18 protein-coding genes are annotated in these 18397 nt (G+C 51.6%); 11 read left to right on the top strand and 7 right to left on the bottom strand.

Annotation, left to right across the window (positions count from 1 at the left end; translation table 11 throughout):
• Positions 1–4: 4 nt before the first annotated feature.
• The 3 genes from hemC to QP938_03560 form a co-directional block, all read right to left on the bottom strand.
• A complete protein-coding gene (gene hemC, locus QP938_03570; protein WIO74996.1) occupies positions 5–937 on the bottom strand; it encodes a hydroxymethylbilane synthase in 933 nt (310 codons plus the stop codon).
• 86 nt (positions 938–1023) lie between these two features.
• Positions 1024–1761: a LytTR family DNA-binding domain-containing protein gene (locus tag QP938_03565; GenBank protein ID WIO74995.1), complete on the bottom strand. Its 738-nt coding sequence runs from the start codon at positions 1759–1761 to the stop codon at positions 1024–1026.
• Between the two features lie 25 nt (positions 1762–1786).
• On the bottom strand, positions 1787–2821 hold the full coding sequence (locus tag QP938_03560) for a histidine kinase (GenBank protein WIO74994.1): 1035 nt from the start codon (positions 2819–2821) through the stop codon (positions 1787–1789).
• A 126-nt stretch (positions 2822–2947) separates the two neighbouring features.
• Between QP938_03560 and argH the strand changes: the two genes are divergently transcribed.
• Together argH and QP938_03550 are read left to right on the top strand one after the other, a co-directional pair.
• Complete coding sequence (argH, locus tag QP938_03555) at positions 2948–4342, top strand: argininosuccinate lyase (protein ID WIO74993.1); 1395 nt, start codon at positions 2948–2950, stop codon at positions 4340–4342.
• A gap of 269 nt (positions 4343–4611) precedes the next feature.
• Positions 4612–6792 (top strand): EAL domain-containing protein, encoded by a 2181-nt coding sequence (locus QP938_03550; protein WIO74992.1) that lies wholly within the window; start codon positions 4612–4614, stop codon positions 6790–6792.
• A 4-nt stretch (positions 6793–6796) separates the two neighbouring features.
• Here the strand turns inward: QP938_03550 and cyaY are convergent, their stop codons facing one another.
• Positions 6797–7117: an iron donor protein CyaY gene (cyaY, locus tag QP938_03545; protein ID WIO74991.1), complete on the bottom strand. Its 321-nt coding sequence runs from the start codon at positions 7115–7117 to the stop codon at positions 6797–6799.
• A 135-nt stretch (positions 7118–7252) separates the two neighbouring features.
• On the opposite strand from cyaY, the gene QP938_03540 reads away from it, so the two are divergent.
• From QP938_03540 to QP938_03510, 7 genes are all read left to right on the top strand, one after another.
• A complete protein-coding gene (locus QP938_03540) occupies positions 7253–7393 on the top strand; it encodes a lipoprotein (protein WIO74990.1) in 141 nt (46 codons plus the stop codon).
• A gap of 32 nt (positions 7394–7425) precedes the next feature.
• Positions 7426–8703 (top strand): diaminopimelate decarboxylase, encoded by a 1278-nt coding sequence (lysA, locus tag QP938_03535; protein ID WIO74989.1) that lies wholly within the window; start codon positions 7426–7428, stop codon positions 8701–8703.
• A gap of 31 nt (positions 8704–8734) precedes the next feature.
• Entirely contained in the window at positions 8735–9544 is an 810-nt protein-coding gene (gene dapF / locus QP938_03530) for a diaminopimelate epimerase (protein WIO75607.1), read from the top strand.
• On the top strand, positions 9541–10230 hold the full coding sequence (locus QP938_03525; protein ID WIO74988.1) for a DUF484 family protein: 690 nt from the start codon (positions 9541–9543) through the stop codon (positions 10228–10230). The genes dapF and QP938_03525 overlap by 4 nt, the downstream gene beginning before the upstream one ends.
• Before the next feature lie 75 nt (positions 10231–10305).
• On the top strand, positions 10306–11223 hold the full coding sequence (xerC, locus tag QP938_03520) for a tyrosine recombinase XerC (protein WIO74987.1): 918 nt from the start codon (positions 10306–10308) through the stop codon (positions 11221–11223).
• Between the two features lie 53 nt (positions 11224–11276).
• Entirely contained in the window at positions 11277–12002 is a 726-nt protein-coding gene (locus QP938_03515) for an SIMPL domain-containing protein (GenBank protein ID WIO74986.1), read from the top strand.
• A 2-nt stretch (positions 12003–12004) separates the two neighbouring features.
• A complete protein-coding gene (locus QP938_03510; protein ID WIO74985.1) occupies positions 12005–12637 on the top strand; it encodes a DUF523 domain-containing protein in 633 nt (210 codons plus the stop codon).
• Between the two features lie 3 nt (positions 12638–12640).
• Here the strand turns inward: QP938_03510 and glnK are convergent, their stop codons facing one another.
• Positions 12641–12979, bottom strand: a complete 339-nt coding sequence (glnK, locus tag QP938_03505) for a P-II family nitrogen regulator (GenBank protein WIO74984.1) — start codon at positions 12977–12979, stop codon at positions 12641–12643.
• A gap of 92 nt (positions 12980–13071) precedes the next feature.
• On the opposite strand from glnK, the gene QP938_03500 reads away from it, so the two are divergent.
• Both QP938_03500 and QP938_03495 read left to right on the top strand, forming a co-directional pair.
• The gene (locus tag QP938_03500) at positions 13072–13323 is read left to right on the top strand and encodes an accessory factor UbiK family protein (protein ID WIO74983.1); all 252 of its coding nucleotides are present in this window, start codon (positions 13072–13074) and stop codon (positions 13321–13323) included.
• 69 nt (positions 13324–13392) lie between these two features.
• Entirely contained in the window at positions 13393–14889 is a 1497-nt protein-coding gene (locus QP938_03495) for a YifB family Mg chelatase-like AAA ATPase (GenBank protein ID WIO74982.1), read from the top strand.
• A 196-nt stretch (positions 14890–15085) separates the two neighbouring features.
• Here the strand turns inward: QP938_03495 and acs are convergent, their stop codons facing one another.
• Entirely contained in the window at positions 15086–17026 is a 1941-nt protein-coding gene (gene acs, locus QP938_03490; protein WIO74981.1) for an acetate--CoA ligase, read from the bottom strand.
• A 365-nt stretch (positions 17027–17391) separates the two neighbouring features.
• Positions 17392–18240, bottom strand: coding sequence for a pantoate--beta-alanine ligase (gene panC, locus QP938_03485; GenBank protein WIO74980.1), 849 nt, complete (start codon positions 18238–18240; stop codon positions 17392–17394).
• Positions 18241–18397 lie beyond the last annotated feature (157 nt).

Raw genomic sequence — 18397 nt, 5'->3', positions numbered from 1 at the left:
AGACTCACGACTGACCGTAGACCTCTGCCAGAATGCGATCAGCACCTTGCGCCAGCAGGCGTTCGGCGAGGGTGACACCCAGCTGCTCGGCCTGTTCGGCCGGGCCACGAATTTCGTCGCGCAAGATATGTGAACCATCCACCGCTCCTACTAATCCTCGCAACCAGATCTGGTCGCCTTCCAAAATTGCGTAGCAGGCGATAGGCACCTGACAACCACCCTGAAGTCGGCGATTCATTGCGCGCTCAGCCGCCACACAGGTTGCGGTATCTGCGTGATGGAGCGACTTCACAAGCTCGCAAATCTCATCATCATCGACTCGGCACTCAATACCAACCGCACCCTGCCCACCAGCAGGCAGTGATTCTTCAGGGGCGATACGCTGACGGATACGATCATCAAACTCCAACCGCAGCAACCCTGCGGTGGCCAAAATAATGGCGTCATATTCACCGGCGTCGAGTTTGGCGAGGCGAGTATTCACATTGCCACGCAGATCCAGCACTTTCAGGTCCGGTCGTTTTTCACGTAACTGACACTGGCGGCGCAGGCTGGACGTGCCCACACGACTGCCATGAGGCAACTCATCCAGCGAAGCGTAGTGATTGGAAACAAAGGCATCTGTAGGGTCTTCGCGATCGCAAATCGTCACTAATCCCAACCCTTCCGGGAATTCCATCGGCACATCTTTCATGGAATGCACCGCAATATCGGCTTCGTTAGCCAGCATGGCAACTTCAAGCTCTTTCACAAACAGCGCCTTGCCACCCACTTTGGCAAGTGGTGTATCCAGAATAATGTCGCCTTTGGTTTTAAAACCAATCAGCTCAACTTGAAGATCCGGGTGGCGCTTTTGAAGCTCACTTTTGACGTATTCGGCTTGCCACAGTGCTAGTTGACTCTGGCGTGTGGCAATGCGAAGGGTTTTGGTGGTCATTTTACAAATTCAACTTGCTTGGAAAAGCAGTCATGATACCAGAGGCAGAGGCCTGTGCGGGTGTACTACCTCCGCCTCTTGATGCTTTACAGCGTTTCCAGCAACTTGCGCAGTTGGGCTACGTGACGACGACTTACCTGGGGACGAATATCGAGATCGGTAAGGCGTACAAAATACTGCCCCTCCTGATTACGCTCCAGACCTTCAATATGGGGAATCGACACCAGTGCATTGCGGTGTATTCGCACAAACTGGCCGTTGAGTTCGTCTTCAAGGTCCTTGAGAGTCTCGTCCAGTAACGCCTCACCCTCAGTGTGATAAGCCGTTACGTACTTATTGTCAGCCTGGAACAGGCGAATATTATCAATAGAGACCAACTCCACACCCCGACGGTTCTTGGAGCTGACATGGGCGCGCCGGTGGTGTTTAAAACCCGGGCTCTGTTCAAGGTCTTCCAGTTGCGCCTTGTTAAGACGTCTGGCACGACAGATAGCGGACTCAAGATCAGGCATTTTCACCGGCTTGAGCAAGTATCCCAGTGCCTGGGACGAGAAGGCTTCAACGGCATAGTCATCGTACGCGGTACAGAAAATAACCGCTGGAGGCGGATCATATTCAGCAAAGTGTGTAGCGGTAGACAAGCCATCCATACCCGGCATACGCACATCAAGCAGTACTACATCCGGAGCGACCATACGAGCCATTTCCAATGCCTCCAGACCTGATCCGGCCTGGCCAACTACTTGGCAATTGTCTATTTCTCCGGTCATTCGCGCCAAACGCTCTCTGGCCAGAGGCTCATCATCCACAATCAATACTTTCATAGCGTCCTTATTATTTCCCCAACTCTCAGACGAGCTTTACCGGGTAATTGATAGACGTAATATAACAGTTATCCAGCTGCTCTGACGACACCTCAACTGTCTGGCCAAAATAGGCCTCAAGGCGGCGCCTGGTGTTCTGCACGGCGAGGCGATTACCTTTATGGCGCTGCATGATAGGAGTCGTCGGGTTTTTTACTTCAATATTTAATCGGTCAGCCTTTCGGGTCACAGATACGCTCACTTTCCCGCCATCTGGTAACAACTGTATCCCATGGTAGATGGCATTTTCCAACATAGGCTGCAATGCCAGGCAGGGAATTCTCACATCGTCACCGTAATCGCCAATTTCCCACTCCACCTTTAAACGATCCCCCAACCGCAAACTCTCCAGCGCCAAATAACGTCTGCAAAGTGACAGTTCATCTCGCAGTGGTACCAGAGTCTGGGACTCGGTAAGGGCGTAACGAAACAAGTCAGAGAGATCCTCAACCACCCGCTCCGCTTTATCCGGGTCAGAGCCAATCAGACTGGCAATCATATTCATACTGTTAAACAAAAAGTGTGGCCTGATTCGCGATTGCAGAGCCTGAATACGAGATTCAAGCTCTGCCTTCTGCTGAATCCTGAGTTGTTGCTGCAGATACAGGTAACGAAGCAAAATGCCAGCTGGTATCGCAGCCAGCAGGCTTACTTCCAGCAGCTGCCAACCATTAAAGCCATCTCCCCACCCCCATACCTGCAGCAACCATTGAGCAAAGACCGTACACAACAGTACAACCAGCAAAATAGCAGCAAAGCTAACACCAGCAGCCGTGACAAACCCCATTTTTGCCAGCAGATGACGGGTTTTACACAACAACAGCGCGCTCAGCAGGGCAATTCCCAGTGCCAGCATTGAGACCATACCCAATTGAACCCAGTCAAAATGAGCAATACCACCATCGGCTATCACCACAAGCACAGACAATAGTTCCGCTATCACTATCACCGACAGCAGTTCTTGCCCGTGACAGAGATCAGGAAGCAGCGAGTCATTTTTCAATGGTTTTTCTTTATTCATTGAGTTTCAAACCCCTATTGGGTATAACAATAACTTAATTCTTGATGCTAACCGCTAAATTTTATTTTCAGATTAGCGTAAGACCACCTTGTATCACAGCAACCACTCATAGCGTAGCAATTCTCCATGTCAGATAAACACACCAATCAATCCTGGGGCGGCCGGTTTTCGGAAGCCACTGATGCCTTTGTGGCGCGTTTTACCGCATCTGTTAGTTTTGATCAGCGCATGGCCGTGCAGGACATTCGCGGCTCCTTAGCGCATGCCAAAATGCTCACTGAAGCTGGCGTTCTGAGTGCTGAAGAGCACCAGCAGATCCAGAAAGGCCTGGCGGAAATACAGCAAGAGATCGAATCCGGTCAATTTGAATGGTCTGAGGCGCTGGAAGATGTTCACATGAATATCGAAGCCGCTCTCACCCAGCGCATTGGCATTACCGGCAAAAAGCTCCATACCGGCCGTTCTCGCAACGATCAGGTTGCTACCGACATTCGGCTTTGGCTGCGGGATGAGATTGATGTCATTGCCAACGAGCTGACTCGCCTGCAAAAAGGCTTACTGGGATTGGCCGAGCAAGAAGCCGACACCATCATGCCCGGCTTCACCCACCTGCAAACCGCACAACCGGTTACCTTTGGTCATCACCTGCTGGCCTGGTTTGAAATGCTGGATCGTGACTATGGGCGCCTTGTCGACTGTCGCAAACGACTGAACCAGTCACCTCTGGGTGCTGCCGCTCTCGCAGGAACAACTTACCCGATCAATCGCGAACTGACGGCACAATTGATGGAGTTTGACCGCCCCACTGAAAACTCCCTGGATTCAGTCAGTGACCGGGACTTTGCCATCGAGTTTTGTGCATTCGCAAGTCTGCTGATGACCCACCTGTCCCGTGCTTCCGAAGAGTTGGTACTGTGGACATCCGCTCAATTCAATTTTATCGACATGCCCGACCGTTTCTGCACCGGCTCCTCAATCATGCCGCAAAAGAAAAACCCGGATGTGCCGGAGCTGGTACGTGGCAAAACCGGCCGCGTTAATGGCCACCTTATCAGCCTGCTTACCCTGATGAAGTCTCAGCCACTGGCCTACAACAAAGACAATCAGGAAGATAAAGAACCATTGTTTGACGCTGTGGACACCGTACGTGATTGCCTGCGTGCATTTGCCGATATGGTTCCCGCCATTCGCAGCAAGAAAGAGGTTATGTATGAAGCAGCCCGCCGCGGCTTCTCGACTGCTACCGACCTCGCAGACTATCTGGTACGCAAAGGCATCCCCTTCCGTGACTCCCACGAAGTGGTTGGCAAATCAGTTGCCTATGGCATTGAACAGAACAAGGATCTCTCTGAGATGTCTCTGGAGGAACTGCAACAGTTCTCGGATCGTATCGAAGCGGATGTATTTGACGTTCTGACTCTGGAGGGCTCTGTTGCAGCTCGCAACCATATTGGCGGAACCGCTCCCGATCAGGTTCGCCAGGCGGTGGCAAGAGCTAACCAACGACTCGGTCAACGTTAAGCTTGATCAGACCCCGGTTGCAACAGCACAAGAGATTGCCGCAACCGGGGTCTGTTAATAGTCCCAACCGTGACAAGCGTCACACTTCTGCATCCACTTCACCCTCTCAATTCAACCCCAAATTTAGCTGCAGCCCCACAAGCCCTGTCAGATAGGGCGTTATCGCATCTTCACAATAACAGGAGAGTCTCAACCATCAACCACAAGGTAATTGAACCGAGCTGCATCTCAGGATAACCTTCAGGCAATAATAATGAGAATTACGCAGTATGTATTCGAACGCATTAGCAGATTTTTCACTGACACCGCACTCACACACCGTACGCAGGTTTAACAAATCCAGCAGTGGCGATATTTTTGCTGATATTGCCTTAGCTCTTGGCCAGGCTGTACAAGCAGATATGGTAATCATTTCACTGATTACCCCACAGCCAGACAAACCGTGCCAAACAATCAGTTTTATCAATAACGGAAAGATCTGCGATAACTTTGAATACTCTTTGAAAGACACTCCCTGTGAAGATGTCACCGCAAGCAATTTTTGTATTTTTAACAACAATGTGCAGGAACTGTTTCCAAATGACCCCGCACTGACAGAGATGGATATCCATTCCTACGTAGGAGCCCCTCTGGTCGATAAATGCGGTGAGGTGATCGGCGTTGTGAATACCCTCTACCACGGTTCACTGTCCGAACTTGAAAACATTGAAGTACTTTTTCAGCTGTTCGCCGATCTTATCTCCAGCGAATTGGAGAGATGCCGCACATTGCAAAAGATGGAAATTTCCAGACAAGTGATCGCAAGCGCCAATGAAGGCATTGTTATCTGCGATAGCCAGAAGCAAATTCTGGAGGCAAACAAAACCTTTTCAGACATGCTCAATATGTCACCCCATGCACTACAGGGGAAAAGCGTTGAAGATATCATCGCCAGCCAGTACTCCGGCCATACCAACAGCGAGATCTGGCACACCATTGAAGAGACTGACCACTGGAGCAGCGAATTCTGGTGCGAAGCTGACAACGGCAAGCTGTTGCCCACCTGGCTAACAGTAAACGCCATTCGAAACGATGCCGGCCAAATAGAACACTATGCGCTGTTCTTTTCCGACCTGACCGATCACAAAGTCGCCGAGCAGAAAATTCACTTTCAAGCCAATTACGATTCGCTTACCGGCCTCGCTAACAGGCAGCTATTTCTCGACCGTCTTGGATTGAGCCTGCATCACGCCCAGAGAAACAATCGACAGATTGCCGTGCTGTTTATTGACCTGGATCTGTTTAAAGCAGTGAACGATAGTCTTGGACACATCCAGGGCGACCAGCTGCTGCGCATTGCTGCTAAACGACTCACCCAGATAACCCGTAAATCCGATACCGTAGCCCGCCTTGGCGGTGACGAATTCACCATGCTGCTGGAAGATATTCACAGCCCGTCAGAGCTGGAAGAGATAGCCGACAAAATCCTGCAAACTATCGCACAACCGATCGACCTGGATGGCCAGCACACATTTATTACCGCCAGCATCGGAATTGCCCACTACCCCAGTGATGCCAACACTGCAGATCAACTGTTATCTTTTGCGGACCAGGCAATGTACAACGCCAAAACCGCCGGCAAAAACTGCGCTCGCTTTTTCACACGGGAGATGCAGGTTACTGCAGATCAACGCCTTGACCTCAAGCATCGACTTGACCGCGCACTCAGTAATCAGCAAATCACCACCGCCTTCCAGCCGATAATCAACCTGGAGACCGGCAGAGTCGAAAAGTTTGAATCACTGGTTCGCTGGAAAGATCAGGGAACCCATATCTCCCCGACGCACTTCATTCCCATTGCCGAAGAGTTTGGCCTGATTCGTACATTGGGTGAACAGGTACTTGAACAAAGCTGTCAGGCACTGAGCGGTTTGCACGCTGCGGGTTATTCGCATCTGCAGTTTTGTATAAACCGGTCGGCCAAAGAGTTTCCCAAGCATAATGATCCACACCCACAGTGGCTGGCCACGGCTGAAAAATACCATTTGCCTCATACTGCATTGTGCTTTGAGGTAACAGAGAGTGTACTCACCCCAAACAGTCTTACCCAAAAACAGTTTTTTGAACACCTGAAAAACTCAGGCTGTCAAATTGCTATCGATGATTTTGGTACAGGTTATTCATCGCTGAGCTACTTGCGACAGTTCCCTGTGGACATCCTCAAGATTGACCGCTCGTTTATCTCGGATTTCACCCAGGACGAGGATGACCTGACCCTGGTATCCACCATCATCGCCATGGCCAAAAGTCTTGGTATGAAAGTAGTGGCAGAAGGCGTAGAAACCCAGGAGCAACTAAACCAGCTGATCAAGCTCGGTTGTCACTATGGCCAGGGCTACTACTTTTCAAAACCACTGGAGCAAAGCCAGCTACTGACCTTCCTCCAGCGTCACGAAGCGACTGAAAGCTGAAACTTTAAAATTTTAAAACCACCGGTTCGCTGGATTGTTCGGTGCAGACTCGAGTCATTAGCTCTGGCAATGTTTCACCAGTGGTTGAACACACCCACTTATCTTCCTGCCAGTTGAAGTGAAACCCACCTGACTTTGCAGCTACCCAGATCTGAGCAACCGCTGATTGCCGGGATACAATCACCACAGTGCCGTTTTCTTCCATAGTCAGGGTCAGCACGCCATTGTTGGCCTCACAATCAATATCGGCGCCACTGGCATCCACCGCCTCTTCAATATCAATCATCAATTGGTCGGCCAGTTGGGAAAATGCGCTTTCGTTCATAATTACTTTAAATCCTTAAAGAAGCCCCAGAGCCTATGGACAGACCCTGGCATACTGTTTTGATGCCAGAAGTATACGCGCCAGCAATGGGTCGGTATACTTTTCGGTTTATACGCTGACACACCAAGAAGCTAAATGATGACTATTGTACGACGCCTGATTTCGATCACTGTCCTGCTGATTTCGGTATTGACGCTGTCCGCCTGTGGCAACAAAGGGCCATTGGTACCTGCCGAGCCCGAAAGCGCATTCAACAATCCATCACAAGCCATCTAGGCCCTAGCCAGAACGCTGCAGAGACAACTTCCATGGATCATTTTAATACCGGGGATGACGGCCAGCTTTATGCAGAGCAGGTTTCCCTGACCGAGGTTGCCGCCCGTTTCGGCACCCCAACCTATGTTTACAGCAGAGCGACCCTGACTCGACACTTTAACGCCTATTCAGACACATTGAAGGGCAGACCTCACCTTATCTGCTACGCCGTCAAGGCAAACTCCAACCTGGGTGTTCTTGATGTACTGGCAAAACTGGGTGCGGGTTTTGACATTGTTTCTGTGGGTGAGCTGGAGCGAGTCATTCGAGCCGGTGGCGACCCAGCCAAAGTGGTCTTTTCCGGTGTCGGCAAGCAGCCGCATGAGATGGTTCGCGCCCTGCAAGCAGGTATTCACTGCTTTAACGTCGAATCCCGTGAGGAGCTGGAAGTACTCAACCGTGTTGCCGGTGAACAGGGTTTAATAGCGCCTGTTTCCCTGCGCGTAAATCCGGATGTAGATGCCAAAACCCACCCGTATATCTCCACTGGTCTTAAAGACAACAAGTTCGGCATAGATATCAGCGATGCCCTGGCAACCTACCAACGCGCCGCTGAATTGCCCAACCTGAAAGTTATCGGCGTGGATTGCCATATCGGCTCCCAGCTTACCGAAGCAGCTCCCTTTGTAGACGCACTGCAACGGGTACTGAAATTGGTGGATGAATTGGCCGAAAACGGAATTGCCTTAAAACACCTGGATATTGGTGGTGGCCTCGGCGTTACCTATAACAATGAGACGCCTCCATCCCCGGATGAATATATCAAGCAACTGCTGCCCTACCTGCAAGATCGGGATCTGGAGCTCATTGTTGAGCCGGGTCGATCAATTGCAGCCAACGCCGGCGTATTGCTAACCCAGGTAAACCTGCTCAAGCTTGGCAAACACAAGAACTTTGCCGTAGTCGATGCAGCCATGAACGATATGCTGCGCCCATCCCTTTATCAGGCGTGGATGAAGATTGAACCGGTAAATGCAAATTCCACTGCACCGACCCGTTGCTACGACATTGTAGGCGCAGTCTGTGAGACTGGCGATTTCCTTGGCAAGGACCGCGATCTGGCTATCGCCGAAGGTGACCTGCTGTGCCTGCGCGGTGCAGGTGCCTATGGATTTACCATGAGCTCCAACTACAACAGTCGCGGTCGCGCTGCGGAAGTAATCGTGGATGGCGACACTCTTCATCTGGTCAGGGAGCGCGAAACCTTTGAGGACCTTATTCGCGGCGAATCGGTTATCAGTGATTCGGCAAAAGGAAGCACCGGTGGCTGAAAGTAAAAAAAATCTGGTGCGCTTCACCAAGATGCATGGCCTCGGCAACGACTTCGTGGTGATTGATGCCATCACTCAGGTCGTTGAGATGACTGCGGCCAAAGCAAGGAAATTGGCAGATCGCCGATTTGGTGTTGGCTGCGACCAGATTTTGATCGTCGAGCCGCCCAGTCAACCGGATATAGATTTCCGCTACCGCATCTTCAATGCCGATGGCAGCGAAGTGCAGCAGTGCGGCAATGGCGCCCGTTGTTTTGCCAAGTTTGTGCGTGACCGGCGCCTGACCGGCAAAAAAGTCATCAAAGTGGAAACAAGCAGCGGCTTGATCGAGTTGATTGCCGGTGCCAATAACCAGGTTACCGTGGATATGGGCGTTCCGGTTCTGGAGCCCGCCAAAATACCGTTCCAGGCCCCCCAACGAGCAACGCTCTACCCACTGGAGGTGGCTGGCGAGTCGGTCATGATTGGTGCGGTTTCTATGGGTAACCCACACGCTGTGTTGCAAGTATCTTCCGTCAAACATGCCGACGTAGAGAGGCTGGGTCCCGCCATTGAAAGTCATGAGCGTTTTCCCGAACGGGTGAATGCCGGGTTTATGGAAATTGTCAGTCGCAGCGAAATTAACCTGCGAGTTTATGAGCGTGGCTCGGGTGAAACACTCGCCTGTGGCACCGGTGCCTGCGCTGCGGTAGTGGCCGGCCGACTGCAAGACCTGCTAGACTCCCGTGTAAAAGTCAATTTGCCGGGCGGAAGTCTTACCATTGAATGGTCCGCTGACGGGGAATCCGTGAAGATGACCGGACCGGCAACCACCGTGTACCAGGGGCGAATAAAAATATGAGCACGGAAACCGATACAGTCTCCAAGGCTATCTCTGAAGACGACATCAAGGCATACCTCAACAACAATCCCGGTTTCTTTGAAAACCACCCGGATCTGCTTGAAGTTATCCAATTGCCCCATGAAAGTGGCAAAGCGGTTTCCCTGATCGAACGTCAGGTCTCTGTATTGCGGGAACGTAATATGGAGATGCGCCACCGACTCAACAACTTGCTGGATGCCGCGCGCACCAACGACAAGCTGTTTGAGAAAACCAAGCGCCTGGTGCTTAACCTGCTCGACGCACGAGATCTCAACGCTGTTGTGGAGACCCTCTACGACAGCCTGGGCACTGATTACCAGCTGCCTTACTTCAGCCTGGTACTCCTGAACAACAACAGTGAATTGCCTTCAAATACTGCTCGCGTGGTTGGCCTGGAAGAAGCCAACAGCCAGGTAGGCACCCTGTTGCGCAGCAACCGAGCCATCTGCGGCATATTGCGTACCGAAGAGCTGGAATTCCTGTTTGGTGAGCAAGCGAGCGAGGTTGGATCGGTTGCAGCCGTTCCGCTCAGTCGCGGTCAGAATTACGGCATTCTGGCGGTGGGCAACAGCGACCCCAACTACTACCGCAGCAGCATGGGCACCCTGTTCCTCAGTTACATCGCCGAAGTACTGAATCGAATCTTGCCGCGTTTTATTAAGTAACTGCCTGGAAGCTGTTTCATAACGTAACGAGCACAGTGGTTATGGCTCAGCTTCTAACCCCTACAGGGGAAAACTATGACCACTGAGCGTGGATTTGAACAATCGCGCACCGATTTTGAACGCTACCTGCGCTCTGAACGTGGCCTCTCTGCTCACACCATCAGCAATTATCTACGCGATCTGGACAAACTGATCGCATTCTGCGAACAGCAGCAGATTCAAAGCCCCAATATTATCGACAGCCACCATATACGCCTTAATCTGGCACAGTTGCACAGAAAGGGACTGGGTGGCCGCAGCTTGCAGCGCTGGCTATCCAGCCTGCGTACTTATTTTAATTTCGAGATTAAATACGGCAGACTGAAAACCAATCCCGCCAACGGCATCAGTGCACCAAAATCACCAAAAAAATTGCCTAAAACACTGGACGCCGACCAAACCCAGCAATTTTTGAACGCCGATTCCGACGACTGGATCCAGTGCCGCGACCTCGCCATAGTCGAACTGTTTTACTCCTCCGGACTGCGTCTTTCCGAACTGACCAATCTCAATATTACCGATATCGATTTTCGCGACAGAACCGCACGAGTTATTGGTAAAGGTCGCAAAGAGCGCATCGTACCTGTTGGGCAGCATGCAATTAATGCACTGCAGCAGTGGCTTAAACGACGCGAAGAAGTTGCCATTAACGAACCGCAGGCATTGTTCGTGAGCCAGCGTGGTAATCGAATTGCACAACGAACCGTGCAGTTACGGTTACAGCAACTGAGTATCTCTCAGGGAATGATCGGTAAAGTTCACCCTCATATGTTGCGCCACTCTTTTGCCAGCCATATTCTTGAATCAAGCGGCGATTTGCGCGCGGTACAGGAGTTACTTGGTCACGCCAATATTTCCACTACCCAGGTTTATACCCATCTCGACTTTCAGCACTTGGCTAAGGTGTACGATAAAGCGCATCCGAGAGCCCAAAGTAATAAGCCAAAAAAATAGAACCCAGAGTCACTTACAGAGTCTTAGGTAAACCAAAAAAGGAGAGTACCGACATGAAAGCACTGCTACTGCTGTTTACAGTTTTACTACCGACCACTCTGTTAGCCGACGAGTTTGACCGCCGCCTTATTCATACTAACGGATATGGCGAAGTGAAAGTAAAACCGGATATGGCGCACATTAACCTTAATGTCAGTGCTACCCGCAAAGAAGCATCTGTCGCAAAACAGGAAGTAGACGACCGGGTAAATGCTTTTATCGACAAATTGTTAAAACTCAAAATTAAAAAAGACGATATCGTCGCATCTTCACTGCGGGTAAATCCGCAGTATGAATACAACCGCGCTCAATCTCGCCAGGAGTTTATCGGCTACCAGGCCAGTCGCTCGATGGTAGTTACTATTCGCAATCTGGATAAATTATCAGACGTTATGGATCTTGGTTTGGCAGAAAAAATTCAGGGAATTAACAACATTCAATACGACTCGTCAGAAGAAGATAAACACCGCCAGCAAGCCCGGTTAAATGCCATCGAAAGCTCCAAATTAAAGGCAAAAGAGCTCGCCAATGCCTATGGTGCAGAGTTGGGGCATATCGTAAGAATCAACTATCAAAATCGCTTTCCAGAATTTGGCATGGCAACCAGAAACTTGGCTCAAGCCGATGCCTTCATGGCAGCTTCCGCCTCCATGGAGAAAGCTGGTGGAGTATATCTGCCCGACGAAATTACCTACTCAGACAATATCCAGGTCACCTTCGACCTGATTATCAAAGACTGATTATGGCCTCAAAAAAACCTAAGGTAGGCGTCAGCGCCTGCCTGACCGGCGACAAAGTGCGCTACGATGGTGGAGACAAGCACCAACCATTGATAACAACGTTGCTGTCAGAACAGCTTGAGCTGCTACCTTTTTGCCCGGAGATGGCTGCTGGCCTCGGTGTACCGCGGCCACCGGTGCAATTGGTCGCCAGCGATGGTGGCCTGCAGGCCCTCGGCGTGGAGCAGAAAGAATTGGATGTCACCTCAGCATTACAAAATGCCTGCAATCAATACATCGCCGCCAAATCCAAATTACACGGCTTTATTCTGAAAAGCCGCTCACCCAGCTGCGGTCTGGGCTCTACGCCACTGCACAATGACAATCGCATTGCTATTGACACCAGCAGCGGCCTTTTTGCCGCCACCATTCGCTCGCACTACCCAAACATACCCATTGTTGAAGAAAGCTGGCTCGATACGGACTGGCGTGGCCGATTGTTTATCACCTGCTGCCAGATAAGCAGCAACAAGCAAGCGAAAGCGGGGTTAAAGTTTGCGATGGGAAAGACGAACGACCAGGAGTTGTTCAGCACTCTGCTGTCGTTACCCCAACAGAGTGCCGAAAAAATTATTATGCGTTTTAACGGCTGTTAAACGTTAGATAGCATTTGCACCGGTTTCGCCGGTGCGAATTCGAATTACTTCATCCAAAGTAGAGATAAAGATTTTACCATCACCAATTTTACCGGTAGCCGCCGCCTTGGTGATCGCTTCCACCACCTGATCCACCTGACTGCTATCAATAGCGATTTCAAGCTTCACCTTAGGCAGAAAGTCCACCACGTACTCAGCACCGCGATAGAGTTCGGTATGGCCTTTCTGGCGGCCAAAGCCCTTCACTTCGGTAACGGTAATACCCTGTACGCCGATATCGGCCAGGGACTCACGCACGTCGTCCAATTTAAAAGGTTTAATGATGGCAGTAATCAGTTTCATGCAGTCGTCCAACTCAATAACCGGAATAGCCGTAGAAGATACTCATCTGCAGCAAGTGTTACAATGCCCAGCTGACTTTGTGGAGTAATTTTATGATACCCAACCCGCTGCTCGAACAATTTCTCAACCAGTTCAACCAGACCTTTGGCCCAGGGGCCAGCGCATTGGGCGATGAAGTAAAAATGCATCTGCGCACTGCCCTGACCAGCGCCTTTAACCAGCTCGACCTGGTTCCCCGCGAAGAATTTGACGCCCAGCAAGCCGTACTGCGCCGCACCCGTGAAAAACTGGATGCTCTTGAGCAACAGGTTGCCGCGCTGGAACAGCAGCTCAACAAACAGTAATCTGTCGCACAGACGAAGAATGACCCGGCAAACATCGGAGCGTTTGCCACCACAACTCAAGGAGGAGTTATGGCTCTTGCCATTGTTCACAGCCGTGCCAAATCCGGCATTCACGCCCCCAGCGTTACCGTAGAAGTTCACCTTTCAAATGGCTTGCCGAGCCTCAACATTGTCGGCCTGCCGGAAACCGCCGTTAAGGAATCCAAAGACAGGGTGCGCAGTGCGATCCTGAATGCTCACTTTGAATTTCCGGCCCGACGTATCACCATCAACCTGGCGCCGGCCGACCTGCCCAAAGAAGGCGGTCGCTTTGACCTGCCAATTGCCCTTGGCATCCTCGCCGCCTCGGGCCAGATACCCAGCGACAAACTCAATCAATACGAATTCCTGGGTGAACTGGCCCTGTCCGGAGAGCTACGCCCTATCGACGGCGCACTGCCCGCCTCACTGGCCTGTGGCAGCGCCAAACGCTGCCTGATACTGCCGGGAACAAATAGCCACGAAGCAGCGCTCAGCAGCCAGACCGAAGTTCGCCACGGCAAGCATTTACTGGAGGTGTGCGCTCACTTACACGGAAATGCCGAACTCCCCGTTGCCAGTACCTCGCAAGATAACGAGTACACAACAGCCAACCACCCCGACCTGTCGGACATCATCGGCCAGCACCGCGCCAAACGCGCATTGGAGATTGCCGCCGCAGGTGGCCACAACCTGCTTTTCAGCGGGCCTCCGGGCACCGGCAAAACCATGCTGGCCAGCCGCCTGCCTGGATTACTACCAATCATGGCCGAACAGGAAGCACTGGAAGTAGCCGCCATTCACTCAGTGGCCGGCCACGGCATTCGCGATCCGTTCTTTCAGCGCCCCTTTCGCGCTCCCCACCACACCGCCTCCCCGACTGCACTTGTGGGTGGCGGCAGCAACCCAAAGCCCGGTGAGATTTCACTGGCCCATCGTGGCGTATTGTTTCTGGACGAACTGCCAGAGTTTCCCCGCAGCGCCCTCGAAGTAATGCGAGAACCACTGGAAAGCGGTGAAATCACCATCTCCCGCGCTCGCGCACGGCACAACTATCCAGCCAATTTTCAACTCGTAGCCGCAATGAACCCATGCCCCTGTGGCTATATGGGCGAATCACGTTGCCACTGTACCCCAGACCAGATTCGCCGCTATCGCCTGAAAATATCCGGCCCGTTGCTGGACCGCATCGACTTGCAAATCCAGGTACCACCTTTGCCCAAAGGACAGCTTACTGCCGAACACCAGCCGGGAGAATCCAGTGAGCAGGTACGTCAGCGAGTAATTGATGCCAGAAACCAGCAAATAGACCGCTGCAACAAGATCAACGCTGATCTAAGCAGCTCCGAATTAAAGTCCGTTTGCAAGCTGACAACAGAACAAAGAAGTTGGCTGGATAGCTCCATCGATCGCCTGAAACTCTCTGCTCGTGCCTACCACCGCACACTGAAAGTCGCCCGTACCATTGCCGATTTGGAACAGAGCGAACTGATTCAGGACAATCACCTAAGTGAAGCTCTGGGCTACCGACTCAATCAGGAAAGTTAAAGATAGGCTAATAGAGTGACTAATAAAACTTTGCACTACCCACCGATGGTAATGACATGGATAGGGTATGACTTGATGTGACCGTGGCCAGCAAGGATGCTGGCCTCGAGTCCCCATGGATGGGTCTACGACGTGTCACAGCAAGTCATACCCTATCCATGTCTCGCTCCGTACTGACGCCTACCGATAAAGGTAGTTAGCTCCCGGAAAGTCGATTCCCTATCAATTGATCCACCACCGACGGATCAGCCAAGGTTGAAGTATCCCCAAGATTCTCCAGTTCATTGCAGGCAATCTTGCGCAGAATGCGCCGCATGATTTTCCCGGAACGGGTTTTCGGCAACGCAGACGCCCACTGAATCTGGTCCGGCTTGGCAATCGGGCCAATCTCGGAAACACAGAGTTCAATCAACTCTTTTTTCAAAGAATCACTTGGCTCAATCCCAGTCATCGGCGTCACATAAGCGTAAATGCCCTGCCCCTTGATGTCGTGGGGATAACCCACCACAGCAGCCTCGGCAATATCATCGTGCAATACCAATGCACTCTCCACCTCGGCAGTTCCCAGACGGTGTCCCGACACATTTAACACATCGTCCACACGACCAGTGATCCAGTAATAACCATCCTCATCGCGACGCGCACCATCGCCAGTAAAGTAATAACCCGGGTAAGCCGAAAAATAAGTATCAATCAGGCGCTGATGATCACCGTAAACACTGCGAATCTGCCCAGGCCAGGAGCGTTTGATCACCAAAACCCCCTCGCCCGGCCCACTGATCTCCTTGCCCTGCTCATCCAACAGCGCAGGCTCTACACCAAAGAACGGACGAGTAGCCGAGCCCGGCTTCAGTGCTGTGGCGCCGGGCAGCGGGGTCAACATATGACCACCAGTTTCCGTCTGCCACCAGGTATCAACAATCGGGCAACGGGAATCGCCTACCACCTTGTAGTACCACTCCCAGGCCTCTGGATTGATTGGCTCGCCAACCGTACCCAGCAACTTCAACGAACTGCGGTCAGTGCGCGTGACAAATTCATCACCCAGCCCCTGCAGAGCGCGAATTGCCGTAGGAGCGGTGTAAAAGGTATTCACCTGATGCTTATCGACCACCTGCCAGAAACGGGAGGCATCGGGATAGGTCGGCACACCCTCAAACATCAAAGTGGTGGCACCGTTACACAAGGGTCCGTAAACGATATAGCTGTGCCCTGTCACCCAGCCCACATCCGCAGTGCACCAGTACACCTCACCATCGTGGTAATCAAAGACATACTTGTGGCTCATCGCTGCTTGCAGCAGGTAGCCGCCAGTCGTGTGCAGCACCCCTTTCGGTTTACCGGTGGAACCGGAGGTATAGAGAATAAACAGTGGATCTTCCGAATCCATCGCTTCCGGCTGGCAATGCTCGGCTGCCTGTTCGGTTGCCTCGGCATACCAGATATCGCGACCTTCGTGCCAGGCAATATCGCCGCCGGTACGCTTAACTACCAGGCAAGTGTGCACGTTAGGGCAGTGTTTCAGTGCAGTATCAGTGTTGGCTTTCAGCGGAATATGTTTGCCTCCACGCACACCTTCATCAGCGGTAATCACCAGCTGACAATCCGAATCCAGAATTCGATCCTTGAGCGCCTCCGGGGAAAAACCACCAAACACCACCGAATGCACGGCACCAATCCGTGCACAGGCCAGCATCGCGTAGGCAGCCTCTGGAATCATCGGCATATAGATGCAGACACGATCCCCTTTTTTAACACCGCGATCACGCAACACATTCGCCAGCTTGCACACCTGTTTGTGCAGTTCTCGATAACTGATGCGCTGACTATCCGCCGGATCATCACCCTCCCAAATAATTGCAGTCTGTTCTGCACGGGTCAGCAGGTGGCGATCAATACAGTTGGCGGTAACATTCAACACACCACCGCGGAACCAGCTCGCTTCGCCTTTGCGAAAATCGTAACTGCACACCTCACTCCAGGGCTGCTGCCACTCCAAAAATTCCCGAGCCTGATCGCTCCAGAAGGCATCAGCATCCTCCAGCGAACGGCGATACATTTCCTGATAAGTAACGTAATCAATATGGGCGCGATCGCGCCATTCATCGGAAACCGGGTAAAGCGGAAACTGGTGCATAGAAAGTCCCTGTTTTGGGTTATCAATTATGATTTTTTTAGAATGCTGAAACCATAACCCAGTAAGGGGAGACACGCAAAAAGGAGAATTTAAAAAGTCTCAAGCCCAATGGCACTTAGTTAAGCCCGTCATCCTCGCGTAGGCGGGGATCCATTTGGTTTCGAGCTGCGAACTGCATGGATTACATCCCTTGGTTCGGTAAGCGCTACGTCCATGTAGCACCTCGCCCGCCTGCGCGGGAATGACGGATGCCGCTGTAAATATGCAACATCAGGCTTAACCAAGTGCCATTGATCTCAAGCCTACTTTTTTGTTTAGAAACAGCCTGCTAGTTAGTGTCAGACATAAAGAGGGGATAGTTTGGCTTAAATCGAGACAGTCACATTATCAATCAACCGAGCCTGACTGGTGTACATAGCACCCAGTATGACCAGCTCGGTATCATCAATAGCACCTGGCTCCAGGGTTTTGGCGTTACAAATACTGAAGTAATCAACCTTAAAACCTTCAGCTTCAATACGCTTTGTCCCTTCCTGTTCCAGAACCTGAAAATCCCGACGTCCACCGGAAATCTGCTCACTGACCCAATTCAAGGTGGCATTTAACACCATTACTTTCGGGCGCTCTTCCTCGGTGATGTAACTGTTGCGAGAACTCAATGCGAGGCCATCATGATCGCGTGCAATAGGTGCAGCGGTAATTTCGACCGGAATGCAGAGATCCTCAGCCATGCGACGAATCACTGCCAGCTGCTGGTAATCCTTAATACCGAATACCGCCTCGTCCGGCAGCACGATATGAAACAGTTTGGAAACCACCGTGGTAACACCCTCAAAGTGACCAGGGCGACTGGCACCGCAGAGAATATCGGTCATGGTAGGCACCACCACACGGGTCTGGTCTGCCATACCATTCGGGTAAATTTCACTTTCCGTGGGATTGAACAGGTAGTCGCAGCCAACCCCTTCCAGCTTGGCAATATCGTTCTGGATAGTGCGCGGGTACTTTTCCCAGTCTTCGTTCAAACCAAACTGCAGCGGATTTACAAAAATACTCACCACCACCACATCGCAAGTTTTCTGCGCCAGCTGAACCAGCTGCAAGTGCCCTTCGTGCAGATTGCCCATAGTGGGAACAAAGCCGATACGTTTGCCAGCAAGACGCTCGGTGCGGACGGCATCACGGATGCCCTGAACTGTATGGAATACTTTCATTTTTCTTCAGTAAGTGATTTCAAGTGGTGATTGGGATTGGGAGCTCATTTTTAGTGGTCGCACGTCTGACGTCGCACGTCGCACGCTAAAAGCGGGTTCATTTTACTAAATTAGGGGCGGCGGTACCCTTCTGAATTTAATGAGTAAGATAAATTCT

The organism is Porticoccaceae bacterium LTM1, from assembly GCA_030252795.1.
Lineage (GTDB): Bacteria > Pseudomonadota > Gammaproteobacteria > Pseudomonadales > Porticoccaceae > SCSIO-12696.
Note: the sequence above shows the minus strand (reverse complement) of the source record. Positions and strands in the feature narration are given on the sequence as shown.